Here is an 18,206-nt window from a genome sequence, read left to right as displayed (position 1 = left end):
GGTGTGCCGCTTGACCAGACTTAACCGTTGTGGGGCAGCAATAAGGTATAAACCCTCTCTTGCGCCTGAGTGTGCGTGTATGGTTTAGCCTGTTGCCAACAGTGCCATGGCAGACGCACATGCAGCGCGTGGCAGCACAGGAACTGGAGGAAGGGTATGAGCAGGCAGATTATTGTCGGCAATTGGAAAATGAATGGTACACGCCAGGACGCACAGGCGCTGGTACAGGCGCTGGTAAGCGGCCTGCCCGCTACTGCGCCGGATGTGGTTGTCTGCCCCCCCTTTACGCAGCTGGCACTTGTGCAGCCAGCGCTGGATGCCTCCCCTATCGGCCTTGGTGCGCAGGATTGCCATAAGGATACTGCCGGAGCGCATACGGGCGATATTTCCCCCACCATGCTGGCAGACCTTGGCGTCGGCTACGTGATTCTCGGTCATTCAGAGCGGCGGCAGGAACACGGTGAGCTGGACGAAACCGTACGTGAAAAAGCCGTGGCTGCTACCAAGGCGGGCCTGACCCCGATTGTCTGTATTGGCGAGACGGAAGATCAGCGTGAAAGCGGTGAGTACGAAGATGTGCTTGGCTGGCAGATCAAGGGCTCGCTTCCCGATGGTTTTGCCGGTATTGTGGCTTACGAACCCATCTGGGCCATTGGGACGGGGCTTGCCGCGACAACCGACCAGATAGCCCAGACCATGTCTTTCCTGCGTGCCGAATTGGTCCGACAGTTTGGTGAGGCTGGAAAAACTATCAAAATCCTGTATGGAGGGTCCGTAAACGCCGGGAATGCTGTTTCCGTTCTTTCCATTCCCGAGGTTGCGGGCGCACTGGTTGGTGGCGCGAGCCTTAAGGCGGATGCATTTCTTTCTATTGTCAACGCAGCATCCGCTGCCTGACATTGCTGCTTTGATCTGGAACCCGACATGACGACAGCCCTGCTGATCCTGCATTTCTGTGTCACCATTGCTCTGATTGGCGTTGTGCTGATTCAGCGGAGCGAAGGTGGCGGCCTTGGTATTGGTAACAGTCAGGGTATGGGCGCCTTTATGTCCGGCCGCGGGACGGCCAACCTGCTGACCCGCACAACGGCCGTTCTGGCAGGGCTGTTCATGCTGCTCTCTCTCCTGCTCGCCATGCTCTATAAAGGTGGCGTAACCGGTGCCGGGCACGATATTCTGGCCCAGCCCCCGGCGGAAACCGCCCCCGTGGCAACTACGGCTCCGCCCGCAGTCCAGACTCAGGCGCCCGCTGCGGCTCCCAAGCCCTGAAAAATGCTGACATCCTTCTCTGATATCCGGTTGGTTTGCAGAGAAGGTTATGAGTTTTTGTCCCCCGCATGCAGCAATGCATGCGGTGGATTGTGTTTGTTTATCCTTCTCCACCCGCTCCAGTCCGTGTAGGAATTCTGCTCATGACACGCTTTGTCTTTATTACTGGTGGTGTGGTGTCCTCTCTAGGCAAGGGCATTGCTTCAGCCGCTCTCGCAGCGCTTTTGCAGGCGCGTGGCTACAAGGTCCGCCTGCGCAAGCTGGACCCCTACCTGAACGTGGACCCCGGCACCATGAGCCCTTACCAGCATGGTGAGGTGTTCGTAACTGATGACGGAGCGGAAACGGACCTCGACCTCGGGCACTACGAGCGTTTTACAGGTGTTAACGCCACGAAAGAGGACAACGCGACAACCGGGCGCATTTATTCTGACGTGATCGTGCGTGAGCGGCGCGGAGATTACCTGGGGGCCACCGTGCAGGTTATCCCCCATATTACAGATGCCATTAAGGACGTGGTGGTTGCCAACACGGATGATCTGGACTTTGTTCTGGTCGAAATTGGTGGAACCGTAGGGGATATTGAAAGCCTGCCGTTCCTTGAAGCCATTCGCCAGTTGCGGAATGATCTGGGTATGGACCAGACCATGGTGGTCCATCTGACGCTGCTGCCGTGGATTCCTTCTGCCGGGGAGCTTAAAACAAAGCCGACCCAGCATTCGGTCAAGGAATTGCAGAATGTAGGCCTTCAGCCGCAAATCCTGCTCTGCCGCTGTGATCGCCCGATCCCCCCGACCGAGCGCCGCAAGATTGCAAACTTCTGCAACGTTCGCCCCGAAGCGGTTATTGCCGCACGGGATGTGGATACGATTTACGCCTGCCCCCTCTCCTACCATGCGGAAGGGATGGATACGGAAGTTCTGCGCTACTTTGACCTGCCTTATGCTGAAGAGCCCGATCTCTCCAACTGGCAGAACATTGTGGACGCCCTGCGCCACCCCGCAGGGGAAGTGCGCGTGGCTGTGGTGGGTAAATACACAGCCCTGCTCGATAGCTACAAATCCCTGAATGAGGCCATGTTGCATGGGGGGATTGCCCATCGTGTTAAAGTGACACTCGACTGGATTGATTCTGAGCAGTTTGAAAAAAATCCTGCCACGTTGGAAGAAAAACTGGGCCATGCAGATGCCATTCTGGTGCCCGGTGGTTTTGGCGAGCGTGGTTCTCAGGGTAAAATTGAAGCCATTCGTTATGCGCGCGAAAAAGGCATTCCGTTCCTTGGCATCTGTTTTGGCATGCAGATGGCGGTTATCGAGTGCGCCCGCAATCTTGCCGGTTTGAGCGATGCATCCTCCACCGAATTCGGCCGGACAGAAGAACCGCTGGTCGGCCTGATGACCGAGTGGGCACGTGGCAATGAACGTTTGCGCCGGAGCGAAGGTGGGGAACTGGGCGGCACCATGCGTCTGGGAGCTTACCCGGCCACTCTGGTGCCCGGCTCCCGTGTTGCGGAAGCTTACGGAACCAACACCATCCGCGAGCGTCATCGCCACCGGTATGAAGTGAATATCCATTACAAGGATCAGCTTGAAAAAGCAGGTCTGCGTTTTTCCGGCCTGTCCCCAGATGGTATTCTGCCAGAAGTGGTCGAATACCCCGATCACCCATGGTTTATTGCCGTGCAGTATCACCCTGAACTTAAATCCCGCCCCTTTGCGCCGCATCCCCTGTTCGCCGGGTTTGTGGGGGCTGCTGTTGCCAAGGCAAAACAGGCATGATCCCGGCCATTGGCGCACCAGTTGAAATTGGTGGGCTAAGTATTGGGAATAATTTGCCTTTTGTGCTGATCGCAGGACCATGCCAGATTGAATCGGCTGCCCATGCCATGGAAACAGCCGCAGCTCTTAAAGAGATCTGTCAGGCTGCTGGTGTGGGGCTGATTTATAAAAGCTCGTTTGACAAAGCCAACCGTACCAGCCTCTCCAGTACACGAGGGGTTGGGCTAAAGGACGGGCTGGCTATTCTGGCCGATATTCGCCAGACATACGCTCTGCCGGTTCTGACAGATGTGCATACGGCAGAGCAATGCGCTCCGGTGGCGGAAGCCGTGGATGTGCTGCAAATTCCTGCTTTTTTGTGCCGGCAGACGGATCTGCTTCTGGCGGCAGGTAAAACCGGTGCGGCAGTCAATATTAAAAAAGGGCAGTTTCTTGCCCCGTGGGACATGCAGCACGTTGCCGCCAAGGTTGCTTCAACCGGTAACCAGCGCGTGCTGCTGTGCGAACGTGGGACCAGCTTTGGCTACAATACGCTGGTGAATGATATGCGGGGCCTACCGATTATGGCCCAGACTGGCTTCCCTGTGGTGTTTGATGCGACACATTCGGTGCAACAGCCGGGTGGCATGGGGACTGCAAGTGGTGGGCAGCGTGAGTTTGCCCCCATTCTTTCCCGTGCAGCATTGGCCATTGGTGTGGCCGCACTGTTCATAGAAACACATGAAGACCCGGACAAAGCGCCGAGTGATGGGCCAAACATGTTGCCCATCAGCCAGTTGCCCGCCTTGCTCAAACAATTCCGGGCCATAGATAGCCTGATCAAAGGGCAGTAACAGCCACAGGCATTACGCATAAAAAAAGACGCCACGGCATTCAGGCCATGGCGTCTTTTTTGTAAGCAGGTGGGACGTCTTAGACGTCCAGATTGGCGACCTTAAGCGCGTTACCCACAATAAAGTCACGGCGTGGCTCAACCACATCGCCCATCAGGGTTGTAAACACATCTCCGGCTTCTTCCACGTCCCCAACGCGTACCTGCAAAAGGGTACGCATGGCGGGGTCCAGTGTGGTTTCCCAAAGCTGTGCATCGTTCATTTCGCCAAGACCTTTAAAGCGGTTAATGGCAAGGCCACGGCGGCCCTGTGCAAGCAGACGCGTAAACAGGTCAGACGGCCCGTTCAGGCGGTGTTCCGTGGTTTCAAACTTCAGTACAACGCCGGTTTCAAAGTCTTTCTGCAACCGTGCCAGTTGGGCTGTCAGCCAACGTGCATCCGCGCCTGCCAGTGTGGCGGGGTCTATGCGGTACATTTCCCCAACGCCGCGTACATTGCGTGCGAGTTCTACACCATCCACGCTGGCAACGGCCTTCCATCCCCGCTCGGTGGTGGGAGACGCGGCATCCAGCCGCTGCTGGAGTGCGGGCATGCGCTGCTGGAGCTGTTCAAGGTCAGCGCTGAGCGCACCAGCAAGAGCAACCTGCTCGACAATCCACGCGGGAATGCGTGTGGAAATGCGGGAAATAGCCTGACACGCCTGCCGGATAAACGGCAGATCAGCCTCCAGCTCCGTATTGCTGACCGTGCGGCCATCGGCATAGACAAAGCTTGCATTGCTGAGCGCTTTATCCAGCAGATATTGCTCCAGTGCCGCATCATCCTTCAGGTAGGTTTCTTCATTCCCGCGCTTGGCCCGGTATAGGGGGGGCTGGGCAATGTAGAGGTAACCGCGTTCGATCAGTTCAGGCATCTGGCGGAAGAAGAAGGTCAGTAGCAGGGTACGAATGTGGGACCCGTCCACGTCAGCGTCAGTCATGATGACAATGCGATGGTAACGGAGCTTTTCTATGGAAAAACCACCCTGATCGACTTCCCCACGGCCAATGCCTGTGCCTAGAGCGGTGATCAGCGTGCCAATTTCAGCCGAGCCAAGCATGCGGTCAAAACGGGCACGTTCGACGTTCAGGATTTTACCTTTGAGCGGCAGAATAGCCTGAAAGCGCCTGTCCCTGCCCTGTTTTGCCGTGCCGCCTGCGGAATCCCCTTCCACAATAAACAGTTCAGCTTTGGCGGGGTCGCGGGCCTGACAATCGGCCAACTTACCCGGAAGGGACGAAACATCCAGAATGCCTTTGCGGCGTGTCAGTTCACGCGCCTTGCGTGCGGCCTCACGCGCCGATGCAGCGTCCAGCACCTTGGAAACAACAGTCTTTGCTTCCTTGGGGTGGGTTTCAAACCAGTGGGCAATAATATCGGCTGCAGCCGCGTGCACCACAGGCTGCACTTCGGAGGAAACAAGCTTGTCTTTGGTCTGGGACGAAAATTTGGGGTCCGGCACTTTAACCGACAGAACGGCGGTTAAGCCTTCACGCATATCTTCACCCTGAAGGGACTGGGCGTCTTTTTTGGCAATGCTTTCGGCATATTTGCCAACAACACGGGTCAGAGCCTGGCGGAAACCTGCCAGATGCGCCCCACCATCCCTCTGAGGAATATTGTTGGTGAAGCAGAGCATGGTTTCATGGAAACTGTCATTCCAGCTCAGTGCAAATTCAACCTTGATCCCATTATCCGGGTTTTCCAGACTGCCGGTAATTGGCGGGGTGATCAGGGATGTGCGTGAACGGTCAAGCCAGTTTACAAAGGCTTCCAGCCCGCCCTCATAGTAGAATGTTTCTTCCCGCACAGGGGTAACGCGGGCGTCCCGCAGAACAATTTCCAAGCCGGAGTTCAAAAACGCCAGTTCGCGGAGCCGGCGTTCGAGAATGGTAAAGTCGAACTCGATCTTTGGGAAGGTCTGCAGGCTGGGCTTGAAGGTGACCTGTGTGCCGGATTCTTCAGCTGACGGGCCAACAACCTCAAGCGGGGCATCGCGCTCACCATCATGGAAGCGGATGCAGTGTTCATGGCCATTGCGCCAGATGCGCACTTCCATCCATTCCGAAAGCGCGTTCACAACGGCCGCACCCACGCCATGCAGCCCGCCAGAAACCTTGTAGGAGTTCTGGTTGAACTTGCCGCCTGCATGCAGGCGGGTCAGCACTACTTCGGCGGCACTGATACCTTCCTCGTGGTGCATATCGGTCGGAATGCCGCGCCCGTTATCACGAACAGTTACGCTGCCGTCTGCATTAAGGGTGAGAACACAGCGCGATGCAAACCCGGCCTGCGCCTCGTCCACCGCGTTATCAATGATCTCGAATGCCATGTGGTGCAGGCCGGAACCATCATCAGTATCACCGATGTACATTCCGGGCCGTTTGCGGACAGCATCAAGCCCCTTCAGCACAGAGATAGACGCGGCATCATACTCTTCGGTACCAGCAGATGGCGTAGGCTGAGAGAGGTCTGTCATAAGAATGCTGCACTCCGCAAAAAAAGAATGGAAGCCATTGTGGTCTTATACTCCGCCCATGGCATTGCGACCAGCGCCCGAAGGCCCCTTTTGTCAGCAGATCGACAAAAAAGCGCCCTGCCGGAGCGTTGCAAACTCGGCATGTCCCTGCAATGGCGCAAACGGCGCTTGGTCCGTGCCGGTTATGAGCACAGTACTTTGCAAATTTTGTAGAATTTTTTGCAAAGATAACCGGCGCTGTTCGTCCAGATGGACCAGAGGTTCATCCAGCAGTAACAGCGGTGCTGTTCCTCTGTGGTCGCTAACCAGACGGGCATGGGCCAGAATAAGCCCGATGAGCAGAGATTTTTGCTGGCCGGTGCTGGCCAGTGCTGCAGGAAGCTGTTTTTTAAGGTCGGTAAGTGCGAAGTCGCTCTTATGCACGCCAAGACTGGTGCGCCCTTTTTCTCGGTCCATCATGCGCGATGTGGCGAGTTGTTCCTTGAGCCAATCTTCCACATGCAAGGCAGGATGCTGCTCAAGCTTGTCCGCTATGGCGCAGAGCAGTTTGATCTGCACAGCAGGAAAGGCATCCATATCCTGCTGGGCATAGAGGTTGATCTGGCGGACGGTCTCGTTCCGTGCCGCAGTGACCGATGCTCCATGCCGCGCCATGGCGGCCTCCAGCCCGGATAACCAGACGGGTTCATTGGCGCGGGTTTGCAGAAGGCGGTTTCTCTGGCTCATGGCGCGGTCATACGCTGCCAGTTCGCGCGCATGGTGGGGATAAGCGGCCATGACCAACCGATCCAGAAAACGCCGTCGGCCAGATGCGCTTTCGCTGAACAGCCGGTCCATCTGTGGGGTTAGCCACACAGCGGCCAAAGGGTTTTCCCATGCGTTCTGGTTACGAAGGGGTTTGCCGTTGAGCAGAAAAATGCGGCGTGGGGCATCGGTCCCGGGCTGAAGCCCCGTACCAAGTTCCATGGGGTCGCCGTCAACCATAATTTGGGAGGCAACACCCCAATGGGCACTTCCGTTCTGGCCAAACTGGCCAAGGGATGCGCCGCGCAGGCCGCGACCGGGCGTGAGGAGCGAAGCCGCTTCGAGCAGGTTGGTTTTCCCGCTGCCGTTTTCCCCCGTCAGCACAACAATGGGGGCCTGGGGGCAAAGGGTGAGCTGGTCGTAGTTCCGAAAGCGGCAGAGGGTCAGTCTGGCCAGTTGCAACCGTGTGGAAGGTTGCCCCACCTTGCTGGCGAACAAGGTGGGTGATGTGTGCAGGCGTGGTGCGGCGCTTGTCACACGCGCATCGGCATCAGAACATACAAGGCCGACGGGCTATCCACATCCCGGACAATGGTGGGGGATGCGCTATCCGCAAAGCAGAACTCGACCTCTTTTTCCACCTGATCGGTAATATCGTTCAGGTAGCGGGCCTGAAAGCCGATTTCCAGCGATTCAGCATCATAGGAAATCCGGTTGTCGTCCAGTTCTTCCTTGGCGGTTCCCTGCTCTGCGCTGCTGGCGGAGAGGGTAAGCAGGCCGGGTTCGAGCATCAGCTTAACCGGGCGGGAACGTTCCTGGCTAATGGCAGCCACACGCGCCACGGCATCGGAGAAGTCTTTTTTGCCAACGCGCAAAATACGCGTGTTATTGCGCGGAATAACACGTTCGTATTCGGGGAAGGTGCCGTCTATCAGTTTGGAGGTTAGGGTGATCGGCCCAACCGTGAACTGAATTCTGGTTTCAGAAAGGGCAACGGCAATGTCTTCCGGTGCTTCATCAATCAGCTTGCGCAGTTCTGCCACGGTTTTACGCGGGATGATCACGCCGGGCATGCCTGCGGCACCTGCGGGCATTTCTGCTTCTACCCGTGCCAGACGGTGGCCGTCCGTGGCAACGGCGCGGAGTAGCGGTTTGCCGTCAATGTCTGCGGCATGCAGGAAAATGCCGTTCAGGTAATAGCGTGTTTCTTCCGTGGAAATGGCAAAGCGGGTGCGGTCGATCAGCGAACGCAGAACAGCACCATTCAACTGGAACTTGTGCGGGAAGTCCCCTGCCCCCATGGACGGAAAATCGTCAACGCTCAGCACATTCAGGTGAGTGGCATAGCGGCCTGCGCGCAGGTGGAGCTGGCCATCGCTGTCTGTCTGGTCGAGCTCAACTTCAACACCATCAGGCAGCTTGCGCACGATTTCGTACAGCACGGATGCCGGCGCAGTCGTGGCCCCTTCCCGTGTGATGGTGGCTGGTACGGTTTCAACCACCTCGATTTCCATGTCGGTGGCCTTCAGGCATAGCTGCCCGTTTGTAGCCTGCATGAGCACGTTGGCGAGAATGGGAATGGTGTTACGCTTTTCCGCCACGCTCTGGATATGAGCCAACGCTTTAAGGAGCGTTGCGCGCTCTGCCGAAAACTTCATGTATCCCTCTTTCCTGCACAGCAAGTTCTGCACTCCTGAGCGGAGATGGAACCCGTCTTATCCATTCTAAAACTAACAGGCCGCGTTTATCCGTCAATCTTTTTGAAGGTGCTGGTTCTAGCTCTCCAGCATGCGGCGCATCAGTTCCACATCTTCTGCAAATGCTGCGTCACGTTCCATCAGTTCCGTTACGCGATTAACCGCGTGCATGACTGTGGTATGGTCACGATTACCAAACTTGCGGCCAATTTCGGGTAGCGAGCGGCTGGTCAACTGCTTGGCCAGATACATGGCCACTTGGCGCGGGCGTGCCACGTTACGCGCACGGCGGGCGGAGGACATGTCCGTTAAGCGGATATTCCAGTGTTCAGCCACTTTTTTCTGGATTTCCTCAATGGTCACACGCCGGTCGTGGGCCTTGAGAATATCGTGCAGCACATCCTGCGTGGCTTCGAGCGTGACCGGTCGGCCAAACAGGTTGGCGTGGGCGATCAGGCGGTTCAGTGCGCCTTCAAGTTCACGCACATTGGATGTGATCTTGTGTGCAAGGAACTCAAGCACCTTTGCGGGAACCACCACACCGGATGCAGCTGCCTTGGCTTCCAGAATGGAAATGCGCAGTTCAAATGTTGTGGCGTGAATATCTGCCACCATGCCACAGCCCAGACGGGTGCGGAGCCTATCCTCCAGCCCGGACAGGTCCGAGGGGGACTTGTCGGCCGAAACCACAATCTGGCGCCCGGCATCCACCAGAGCGTTAAACGTATGGAAGAATTCTTCCTGAGTATTGTCCTTACCGATCAGGAACTGAAGATCGTCGATCATCAGGACATCCACGGAGCGAAGCTGCTCCTTGAACTCGATCGTGGACTGGGAGCGAATGGCCGCAATAAAGCGGTACATGAACTTTTCGGCAGACATATAGGCCACCGAGACATTGCCGCTTTTAACCAGTTCCGCACCAATGGCGTGCATGAGGTGCGTTTTACCCAAGCCGACGCCACCGTACAGGAAGAGCGGATTAAAGCCGACGCTGGAGGGCTTTTCAGCCACCCTGCGCGCGCAGGCATAGGCAAATTCGTTGGGTTTGCCGACAACGAACGTGTCAAACGTAAATCGGCTGTCCAGCGCGGTTACGAGGTCGCTGCGCACTTCGGCAACCGGGCGGCTTGCCGGGCTGTTGTCTTCCGTGGGGAGGGGGGCGGCACTTGCTGGTGCAGCGGCAACTTCAGTGACGGGTAGCGGAGCCGGGTCACCCGGGCGGGCAACCTGCAATTCAACCCGCCGAATGGAGGGAATCTCGTTATGCCACAACTCGTTCAGGCGGTCTCCGTACTGGCTACGGACCCAGTCGCGCAAAAAGCGGGTGGGCAGAAGGAGCGTAATTTCGTCGCCATCAATCGGCCCTAGGGCAATCTGGGTTAGCCAGGTGCGGTATTCAACCTCCCCGACCTCACCTTTCAGGCGGCCACAGATACGCAGCCACGATTCCGCAAGCCCTTTATTGTCTTCCAGTCGGGAAAAGGCGCTTTCGTCATCGTCCACTCCGATTGTCATTTTTGCTCCCGAGCGGTCATTAAAGGCGCATGTGCTGCGCAAAAAATTCAACGGCTTCCGTGTTCTAACACAGGCTGCCGGCGCTAGTTTATCCTGATGCGTATACCTTGCCTCAGCAGGACCGTGGATACTCTTTTTGGTCTGGCTTGCTCAAGGGCATTCCAACCAAGATAAAGCAGTGTCATGCCCGCGGGCAACGAAAAAGCATTTCCCGGTCGCAGGGCAGGATTGTGGCAGGGAATGGCCACATACAAAAAGCAAAGCCGAACCATCGGCCTGATGATTCGGCTTTGCTGCAAACAATCGCATAGGCGCTCCTTACGGAGCGCCCGATCGCTTGATTACGCTGCTGCCAGCGCCTTGATACGGGCAGACAGGCGGGAAATCTTGCGGGCAACCGTGTTGTGGTGTGCAACGCCTTTGCTGGCTGCACGCTGGATTTCCGGCTGTGCAACGCGCAGGGCTTCACGAGCGGCTGCCTGATCCCCGGATTCAATCGCGGTTTCCACTTTCTTGATGAAAGTGCGCATGCGGGATTTGCGGGCCGTGTTACGGGCAGTCCGCTTCGCGGTCTGCCGGATGCGCTTACGCGCCGAAGCGATATTCGCCATGAGTTTCTATTCTGTCCAGCACTAAGAAAAAGTAAGGTGCCAACGCGCCGCAATGGCCCATCAGCACAAAGAGTAAGCGGTGCTGTAATGCACGCATGCGCTTTCAGTCAAGCATGTTCCGCTCCAAACGCTCGAATTTTACCCGTTTTTCTGATGTTGCGGACAGAAGAAGGTCGTGCGGCCGGCTTGTGTCATATGTTGCACACCGGCGCATTTGGGAGTGCCAGAGCACTTGGGGCACGGCTGGTTCTTTTTGCCGTAAACCTGCCATGCGTGCTGGAAGTAGCCTAGCCCGCCCTCTGGGCGCACGTAGTCCTTCAGGCTGGACCCACCTGCGGCGATGGCATCTTGCAGAACGGCGCGGATGGCGCGGACCAGTGCCCCCGCTGCTTTGGGTTTGAGGTCGCAGGCCGGCATGGTTGGTGCGATGCCTGCACGGTAAAGGGCCTCGCACACATAAATATTGCCCAACCCGGCCACCACATGCTGGTCAAGCAGGAAAGGCTTTATGGTGGTGCGTCGCCCCTTGCCCGCCTCCAGCAGGGTTTGCGGGCTGAACTGGTTGCCTAATGGCTCAGGCCCCATTTTTACAAAAGCACGGTAGGTGTCTTCTTCGTGGGTGGGAACAAGGTCCATCATGCCAAAACGGCGCGGGTCTATGTATCCGCAGCGTTTGCCGTCATCGGTTATAAAAACCACATGTTCGTGTGGTTGGGGTGTTTTGGGAGAATCGAGCAGCACCCGTCCTGACATGCCCAGATGCAGCACAATCGACTGGCCACAGGACAGGCGGATAAGAATATATTTACCCCGCCGATAAAAGCTCAGGATTGTGGAGCCCGTAACCTGCTGTGAAAAATCGGCAGGAATCCGCCATCTCAGGTCATGGCGACGGATAATGGTCTGTTCAATAACGCGATCTTGCAGGGCTATCTGCATGCCGCGCATCACGGTTTCTACTTCGGGGAGTTCCGGCATGGCTATAAAGCAGGGTATAGAGGAAACCCATGACCGACAACTCTTTTGCGCCCTCCCCCGCTCCTTCTGACGTAACTGTGGAAGAAACGGATTTTGGCTTCCGCTCCGTCAGGAAGGAAGAAAAGAAAAACCTCGTCCGCGGCGTGTTCGACAGCGTAGCCGGACAATACGACGTGATGAACGACATCATGTCGCTGGGTATCCACCGAATATGGAAGCGCATATTCGTAACGGAACTCGGCCCCCAGCCCGGCCTGACACTGCTCGACCTTGCTGGTGGTACGGGCGATATTTCGTTCGGCTGGCTCAAGGCCGGTGGCGGTCCTGTTGTTATGACCGACATCAACCGCAGCATGCTCTCTGTCGGGCGTGACCGGGCTCTGAACCGTGGTCTGGTGTCCGATCTTTCCTTCTGCGTTGTGGATGCCGAGGCTATTCCTGTGCGCGATATGTCTGTGGATCGCGTTTCCATTGCCTTCGGTTTGCGTAACTGCACGGACAAGCTGGCCGTGATCCGCGAGGCGCGCCGCGTGCTCAAACCCGGTGGGCGCTTTTTGTGCCTGGAGTTCTCGCGTGTGCAGGTTGCCGCGCTGGCTCCCATTTACGATGCGTGGTCCTTCAAGGTGTTGCCTGCCATGGGCGGGATGGTCGCCAAGGACCGCGAAAGTTACCAGTATCTGGCGGAAAGCATACGCATGTTCCCGGATCAGGAAACACTGGCGGATATGTTCCGTGAGGCTGGTCTGTCCCATGTGCGTTATCAGTCCCTGTCTGGTGGGATTGCGGCTATCCATTCCGGCTGGCGTATCTGATCCGGCATGTCTGCTTCCTTCCCTGCCCGCTCGGTTCTGCTGATTATTGGCGGTAGTATTGCCGCCTTCAAAGCCCCGGAACTGCTGCGTCTGCTACAGGCTGAAGGCATGCAGGTCCGGTGCGTGCTGACCGAAGGGGGGAGCCAGTTTGTAACGCCTCTCACGTTACAGGCCCTAAGCGGGCAGCCGGTGCACACGGACCTGTTCTCCCTGACTGCTGAGCAGGAAATGGGGCATATCGCCCTTTCACGCTCGGCGGATCTGGTGCTTGTGTGCCCGGCATCGGCTAATTTGCTGGCGCGCATGGCCAGTGGTCTGGCGGATGACCTTGCCGGGGCGTTGCTCCTTGCAACAGATGCCCCAGTTATGGCTGTGCCTGCCATGAACGTGCGCATGTGGGAGCACCCCGCAACACAGGCCAATGTGGCATTGCTAACCGAGCGGGGTGTGCGCATCCTGCCGCCTGCCAGTGGCCCCATGGCCTGTGGCGAGTTTGGGCCGGGGCGTATGCCTGAGCCTGTTGAAATTAAAGATGTAGTTCTGGCTTTTTTCCGCCAGCAGCAATGCCAGGCAGGGCCGCTGGCGGGGTGCCGTATTGTGGTTACGGCGGGGCCAACACATGAGCCACTGGACCCCGTGCGTTACCTTGCCAACAGGTCGTCCGGCCAGCAGGGCTTTGCCCTTGCCTCGGCTCTAGCTGACATGGGAGCAAGCGTTACTCTGGTGAGTGGCCCTGTATCCCTTCCAGCTCCTGCTGGGGTGACGTATCTGGCGTGCGAAACCGCGCGGGAAATGCAGGCTCTTGTTATGGGGAGCGGCCCGTTTGATGTGGCAGTATGCACTGCCGCGGTGGCCGACTGGCGGCCTGAGCACGAAGCCGGGCAGAAAATAAAAAAGACCGGCGGCTCCGATACGGCCCCTGCCATAAAACTTGTGCCCAACCCCGATATTCTGGCCGAACTTTCCGCTCCGGGTGCGGGCCGCCCCCGGCTGGTGGTGGGGTTTGCGGCTGAGACGGAAAATGTCATCGCGCACGCTACCGCCAAACGCCAGCGCAAGCAGTGCGACTGGATTGTAGCGAATGACGTAAGCCCCCAGTCCGGCAATATGGGTGGGGTGAATAACGAAGTTGTGCTGATAACCGCGAGTAATGTTGAGCACTGGCCCAGAATGAGCAAGGCAGACGTGGCAAAACAGCTTGCCGCGCGTATAACGGACTGGCTTTCTGAATAACCTTGATACAATATCTGGTTCAAATCCAAGGAGTAGTGCATGTCCGTCTCTGAAAAAACGTCCGGTACCGTAGGTATAAAGGTTCGGCGACTTTCTCATGGACTGGACCTTCCCCTGCCAGCATATGCCACGCAGGGGGCAGCGGGCATGGACCTTCTGGCTGCTCTTGATGCTCCTCTGCGGCTTGAACCCGGGCAGAGGGGGCTTGTCCCAACCGGGTTGAGCATCGCTCTCCCCGCCGGGTATGAACTACAGGTACGCCCCCGCTCCGGGCTGGCCCTTAAACATGGAATTGTCCTGCCAAACGCGCCGGGAACCATTGACGAAGATTATCGTGGCGAGATCGGCGTGATTGTCATGAACGCAGGGCAGGAAGCGTTTGTTGTAGAGCCCGGCATGCGTATTGCGCAGGCTGTGATTGCGCCCGTTATCCGTGCAACCTGGATTGAATGCGACAATCTGGATGAAACCGAGCGCGGGGCGGGAGGGTTTGGCAGTACGGGAACGGGAGCGTCATGAGCGACCGGCAGCAGGAATTTCCATTTTCTCCTGAGTTATGTTCCTCCCTGCCCGCATCCTGCGGCAAAAGGCATGGGAGCTGGCTTGCCGGGTTTCTTGTTTTTTCTGTTATCCTGTTATGTGTTGCGTATCTTCCGTCCAATCTCACCGTGTTGTCTGGTGCTGTGGAAGCCTTGCCGCTAGGGCTTGTGTACCTGCCTGACTACGCGGTGCAGACCATAGGCCGCATGCTGCTTGGGCTGGGCTTGTCCCTTGTTTCGGTTTTGTCGTGTGTAGCGCTTATCTTCCGCAGCCGCTGGGCCGCCAAATGTCTGCTACCATTGCTGGATGTTGGGCAGGCTTTTCCTGTTCTGGCTATTCCGCTGCTTGTTCTGCCCTTTGTGCAAAGCCACATGCCAACACAGGCTGTAGGGGCCGAGGTTGTGGTGATCATGACCATCTGGTGCAGCCAGTTCTGGGGCATGGTGCAGGTTCTCTGCCAGCGGTTTTATGGTGTTCCGGCTGAACTGGAAGATGTGGTCTGCTGCTTCGGGCTGACATCGTGGCAGAAGTTCTGGCAGCTGGAAGTGCCTTTTGCCATCCCTGCGCTGGTGCGCAAAACCATGTTGTCCATGGGGGGGAGCTGGTTTGCTGCATTATATGCCGAGAGCGTAGTGCTGGATGGCCATAACTGGCTTTTTGCAGGGATCGGCTCTTATGTCCGGCAGGCGGCGTGCGAGCGCAATGTAGGCGCTTTGCTGGCAGCGCTTGCGTGCATGCTGGTGATTATTGTTGTTTTTGACCAGATTCTGTTCCGCCCGCTGTCGGCCTGGGCGGTGCGCTTTCAACCTGGCAAGGTTGGGGAGCCGCACCTCGCGGAACCTTGGTTTCTTAAACTTTTGCGGCGTACGCACCTGTTTCGTCTGTGTGTGCTGTTCTGTGTCAATGCCGCGCGCAGGTTCAGCCGCCTGCCTATAGGTGCGCGTTATGTGCAGGAACATACGGTTGACGGAAACACACAGTGGGGTGGTTGGCTTGTGGCGGCTTTAGCCGTTGTGGTCGCGCTGTTTGCTGCTGTTACGGCGTGGCCCTTGCTGTATGCCACCTGTGGTCTGCCTGTTCTTTTTTCTGTTATCCTGTGTGGCGGCATAACCGGGCTGCGTGTTTTTGTTATGGTGGGGCTGGTATCCCTTATCTGGATCCCTCTTGGTGTCTGGCTGGGGTTAAAATCACCTTATGCCGGGCGGATGCAGCGGCTTATTCAGTATTGCACTGTTTTTCCTGCCAACCTGCTGTTTCCATTATGGGCGGCTGGTTTGGTGGCTTGTCCGTTTGTGCCCACGTTCTGGCAATCCCCGCTTATTGTGCTGGGTGCGCAGTGGTATATTGCTCTGGGTGTTCTGGCTGGTGCGAGTGCTTATCCGTCTGACCTGCTGGAAGCGGCCCGTAACCTGAATGTTACAGGTAGCCTGTGGTGGCGCAAGGTACTGTTGCCCGGGATTTTACCGTACTATCTGGCGGGTCTTGTGGCGGCAACCAGCAGCGCATGGAATGCCGCCATTGCTGTGGAATGGCTCCAGTGGGGGCAGGCCACGCTGAGTGTGCACGGTCTTGGCAGCTTTATGGCCATGGCCGCTGCCCGGGGGGATGTAAGTGCCGTAGCCCTTGGCGCGGTTGCTATGTGCCTGTTTATGATGGCCTTGAACGCTTTTTTATGGCGCCCTTTGTCTGACTATGTTTCTCGCCGTCTGAAACTGAATTGAACGGATTAACCTGAAATGGTCTTTCCCTCTCAACCTGGGCGTACTCCGCCGCAACAGACAGTTCTGGCGGAGCTGCGCAACGTCCGGCAGTTCTATCATAAGGATAGTACCGCGGATGTGCAGGTGCTTGATGATGTGAACCTGACGATCCATGCGGGTGAAATTGTTGGGCTGCTGGGGCGTTCCGGGTTGGGTAAATCCACGTTGTTGCGGATTATTGCCGGGTTGCTCCCCCCTACCTCGGGGGAGGTGCTGTGGAAGGGGGAGCCTCTTAAAGGGCCAACACCCGATGTTGCCATAGTTTTTCAGTCCTTTGCGCTTTTCCCGTGGATGACCATTGAAGAAAATGTGGCTCTTGGCCTGGATGCAAAGGGTGTGCCTGCTGCCGAGCGTGATCCGCTGGTGGAAAGTGCAATCGACCTGATCGGCCTTGGTGGGTACGAAAATGCATGGCCCAAGGAACTTTCTGGGGGCATGCAGCAACGTGTGGGGCTTGCCCGGGCACTTGTGGTTAATCCGGCCCTGCTGCTGATGGATGAACCGTTCTCCGCACTGGATGTTCTGACCGCGGAAAACCTGCGGACCGATCTGGTCGAACTTTGGTCAGACAACAAACTGCCCGTGCAGAGCATGCTGATTGTGACACACAACATTGAAGAAGCCGTGTTGATGTGTGACCGGATTGTGATTTCATCTTCCAATCCCGGCCGTATTGCCCATGTGTTGCCTGTCCCCTTCCCTCACCCGCGGAACCGGGAGGATGCGGGCTTCCGCCAGTTGGTCGATCATATTTACGCACTGATGACGCAGCGCGCGCCAATTATCTCGGAAGCAGATCTGATGCACCGCTCCTCGGCGGCATCTTCCGTGGTGCCGGGGTTTCGGGCTTTGGTGCCTGTGTCCATTACCATGATGATCGGCATGATGGAGGCTCTCGCCGCCCCCCCCCTGAACGGGCGAGCGGATCTGCCGGTTCTTGCAGAAAAATTGCAGCTTGAACTGGATGATCTGTTCCCGCTTGGGGAATCTCTGGAGCTGCTGGCTCTGGCCGAACTGGAGGATGGAGACATCCTGCTGACCAACGAGGGCGTTCATTTTGTATTGAGTGATCTGGATGAGCGCAAAGCCATTATGGGCCACGCGCTCAGGCACCATGTGCCGCTGGTTAAAATGATTTGTGCCCTGCTGGATGAACGTCCGACGCATAGCGTTAAAGCCGAGCGCTTCCGTGACGAATTGGAAGCCTGCATGTCCCCCGATTATGCGCGGCAGACACTCCAGACCATTATCGGCTGGACCCGTTTTGCAGAACTGTTCGACTATGATGAAGAGAGCGACCGTTTTTTTCTGCCAGATGACAGCCGCGAGTAGTTATTCCCCTGCTTGTAACATCATGTCCCCCAGAGCCTGCCGGGCTTTGGTGACTTTGGGCGCAATAACAGCCTGACAGTACCCGGCATACGGGTGCTTGGCATAGTAATCATGATGTTCGGGTTCGGCTGGCCAGAATGTATCCAGTGGCAACACTTCTGTTACGGGTTTTGCTCCCCATAAATTGCTATTTGTGATGCCGCTTATGGCTTCCTGAGCAATGTCGCGCTGCTGTGGGGACGTATAAAAAATGACAGACCGATACTGGCTTCCAACGTCGTGTCCCTGTCTGTTCAGGGTTGTGGGGTCATGGAGTGTAAAAAAGCAGTCCAGTATCTGGCGGTAATTCAGCACGGAATGGTCCCACTCCAACTGCACAACCTCGGCATGCCCCGTTTGTCCGGAGCAGACCTGCTGGTATGTGGGGTGTAAAACCGTGCCTCCCGCATAACCGGGAACAACTGAGGTTATGCCACGCATCTGGCGATAAACGGCTTCCAGGCACCAGAAGCAACCTCCCCCCAGCACTGCTATTTCCGCCATGTGTATGTTCCCCTTCAGTCAGGTAGCCCCACGAATATGT

16 protein-coding genes are annotated in these 18,206 nt (G+C 57.0%); 9 read left to right on the top strand and 7 right to left on the bottom strand.

The genetic code is table 11. From position 1 onward, the window contains the following. Positions 1 to 156 precede the first annotated feature (156 nt). The 4 genes from tpiA to kdsA all read left to right on the top strand — a co-directional run bounded on the left by tpiA (position 157) and on the right by kdsA (position 3,880). Positions 157 to 897: a triose-phosphate isomerase gene (gene tpiA / locus LKE65_RS10335; RefSeq protein WP_278741283.1), complete on the top strand. Its 741-nt coding sequence runs from the start codon at positions 157 to 159 to the stop codon at positions 895 to 897. Positions 898 to 924: 27 nt separating this feature from the next. Further along, positions 925 to 1,269, top strand: coding sequence for a preprotein translocase subunit SecG (secG, locus tag LKE65_RS10330; protein WP_278741282.1), 345 nt, complete (start codon positions 925 to 927; stop codon positions 1,267 to 1,269). A 143-nt stretch (positions 1,270 to 1,412) separates the two neighbouring features. Beyond that, positions 1,413 to 3,047 carry a CTP synthase gene (locus LKE65_RS10325; protein WP_278741281.1) on the top strand — a complete coding sequence of 545 codons (1,635 nt, stop codon included), beginning with the start codon at positions 1,413 to 1,415 and terminating at the stop codon, positions 3,045 to 3,047. Beyond that, positions 3,044 to 3,880 carry a 3-deoxy-8-phosphooctulonate synthase gene (kdsA, locus tag LKE65_RS10320; protein ID WP_278741280.1) on the top strand — a complete coding sequence of 279 codons (837 nt, stop codon included), beginning with the start codon at positions 3,044 to 3,046 and terminating at the stop codon, positions 3,878 to 3,880. The genes LKE65_RS10325 and kdsA overlap by 4 nt, the downstream gene beginning before the upstream one ends. A 79-nt stretch (positions 3,881 to 3,959) precedes the next feature. Here the strand turns inward: kdsA and gyrB are convergent, their stop codons facing one another. The 6 genes from gyrB to mutM form a co-directional block, all read right to left on the bottom strand. Then, entirely contained in the window at positions 3,960 to 6,398 is a 2,439-nt protein-coding gene (gene gyrB / locus LKE65_RS10315) for a DNA topoisomerase (ATP-hydrolyzing) subunit B (protein ID WP_086645986.1), read from the bottom strand. Positions 6,399 to 6,491: 93 nt separating this feature from the next. Continuing rightward, positions 6,492 to 7,625 carry a DNA replication/repair protein RecF gene (gene recF / locus LKE65_RS10310; RefSeq protein WP_278741844.1) on the bottom strand — a complete coding sequence of 378 codons (1,134 nt, stop codon included), beginning with the start codon at positions 7,623 to 7,625 and terminating at the stop codon, positions 6,492 to 6,494. A 50-nt stretch (positions 7,626 to 7,675) separates the two neighbouring features. Then, on the bottom strand, positions 7,676 to 8,800 hold the full coding sequence (dnaN, locus tag LKE65_RS10305) for a DNA polymerase III subunit beta (protein ID WP_095348826.1): 1,125 nt from the start codon (positions 8,798 to 8,800) through the stop codon (positions 7,676 to 7,678). A gap of 117 nt (positions 8,801 to 8,917) precedes the next feature. Further along, positions 8,918 to 10,357 carry a chromosomal replication initiator protein DnaA gene (dnaA, locus tag LKE65_RS10300; protein ID WP_165924890.1) on the bottom strand — a complete coding sequence of 480 codons (1,440 nt, stop codon included), beginning with the start codon at positions 10,355 to 10,357 and terminating at the stop codon, positions 8,918 to 8,920. A 341-nt stretch (positions 10,358 to 10,698) separates the two neighbouring features. Next, on the bottom strand, positions 10,699 to 10,968 hold the full coding sequence (gene rpsT / locus LKE65_RS10295) for a 30S ribosomal protein S20 (protein ID WP_086645988.1): 270 nt from the start codon (positions 10,966 to 10,968) through the stop codon (positions 10,699 to 10,701). 138 nt (positions 10,969 to 11,106) lie between these two features. Then, on the bottom strand, positions 11,107 to 11,946 hold the full coding sequence (gene mutM, locus LKE65_RS10290; RefSeq protein ID WP_278741279.1) for a bifunctional DNA-formamidopyrimidine glycosylase/DNA-(apurinic or apyrimidinic site) lyase: 840 nt from the start codon (positions 11,944 to 11,946) through the stop codon (positions 11,107 to 11,109). Between the two features lie 29 nt (positions 11,947 to 11,975). On the opposite strand from mutM, the gene LKE65_RS10285 reads away from it, so the two are divergent. The 5 genes from LKE65_RS10285 to LKE65_RS10265 are packed head-to-tail and all read left to right on the top strand — an operon-like array spanning position 11,976 to position 17,623. Then, positions 11,976 to 12,758 carry a class I SAM-dependent methyltransferase gene (locus tag LKE65_RS10285; protein WP_086645990.1) on the top strand — a complete coding sequence of 261 codons (783 nt, stop codon included), beginning with the start codon at positions 11,976 to 11,978 and terminating at the stop codon, positions 12,756 to 12,758. A 6-nt stretch (positions 12,759 to 12,764) separates the two neighbouring features. Then, complete coding sequence (gene coaBC / locus LKE65_RS10280) at positions 12,765 to 13,991, top strand: bifunctional phosphopantothenoylcysteine decarboxylase/phosphopantothenate--cysteine ligase CoaBC (RefSeq protein WP_278741278.1); 1,227 nt, start codon at positions 12,765 to 12,767, stop codon at positions 13,989 to 13,991. A 39-nt stretch (positions 13,992 to 14,030) separates the two neighbouring features. Further along, positions 14,031 to 14,510, top strand: a complete 480-nt coding sequence (dut, locus tag LKE65_RS10275) for a dUTP diphosphatase (RefSeq protein WP_086645992.1) — start codon at positions 14,031 to 14,033, stop codon at positions 14,508 to 14,510. Continuing rightward, the gene (locus tag LKE65_RS10270) at positions 14,507 to 16,252 is read left to right on the top strand and encodes an ABC transporter permease subunit (RefSeq protein WP_278741277.1); all 1,746 of its coding nucleotides are present in this window, start codon (positions 14,507 to 14,509) and stop codon (positions 16,250 to 16,252) included. Before dut ends, LKE65_RS10270 begins: the two co-directional genes overlap by 4 nt. Before the next feature lie 15 nt (positions 16,253 to 16,267). After that, positions 16,268 to 17,623 (top strand): ABC transporter ATP-binding protein, encoded by a 1,356-nt coding sequence (locus tag LKE65_RS10265; protein ID WP_278741276.1) that lies wholly within the window; start codon positions 16,268 to 16,270, stop codon positions 17,621 to 17,623. Here the strand turns inward: LKE65_RS10265 and msrA are convergent, their stop codons facing one another. Further along, positions 17,624 to 18,166: a peptide-methionine (S)-S-oxide reductase MsrA gene (msrA, locus tag LKE65_RS10260; protein WP_278741274.1), complete on the bottom strand. Its 543-nt coding sequence runs from the start codon at positions 18,164 to 18,166 to the stop codon at positions 17,624 to 17,626. Between the last annotated feature and the right edge of the window lie 40 nt (positions 18,167 to 18,206).

This window comes from Acetobacter fabarum, assembly GCF_022483405.1.
Taxonomy (GTDB): domain Bacteria; phylum Pseudomonadota; class Alphaproteobacteria; order Acetobacterales; family Acetobacteraceae; genus Acetobacter; species Acetobacter fabarum.
This window is presented reverse-complemented; position numbering and strand designations above follow the sequence as displayed.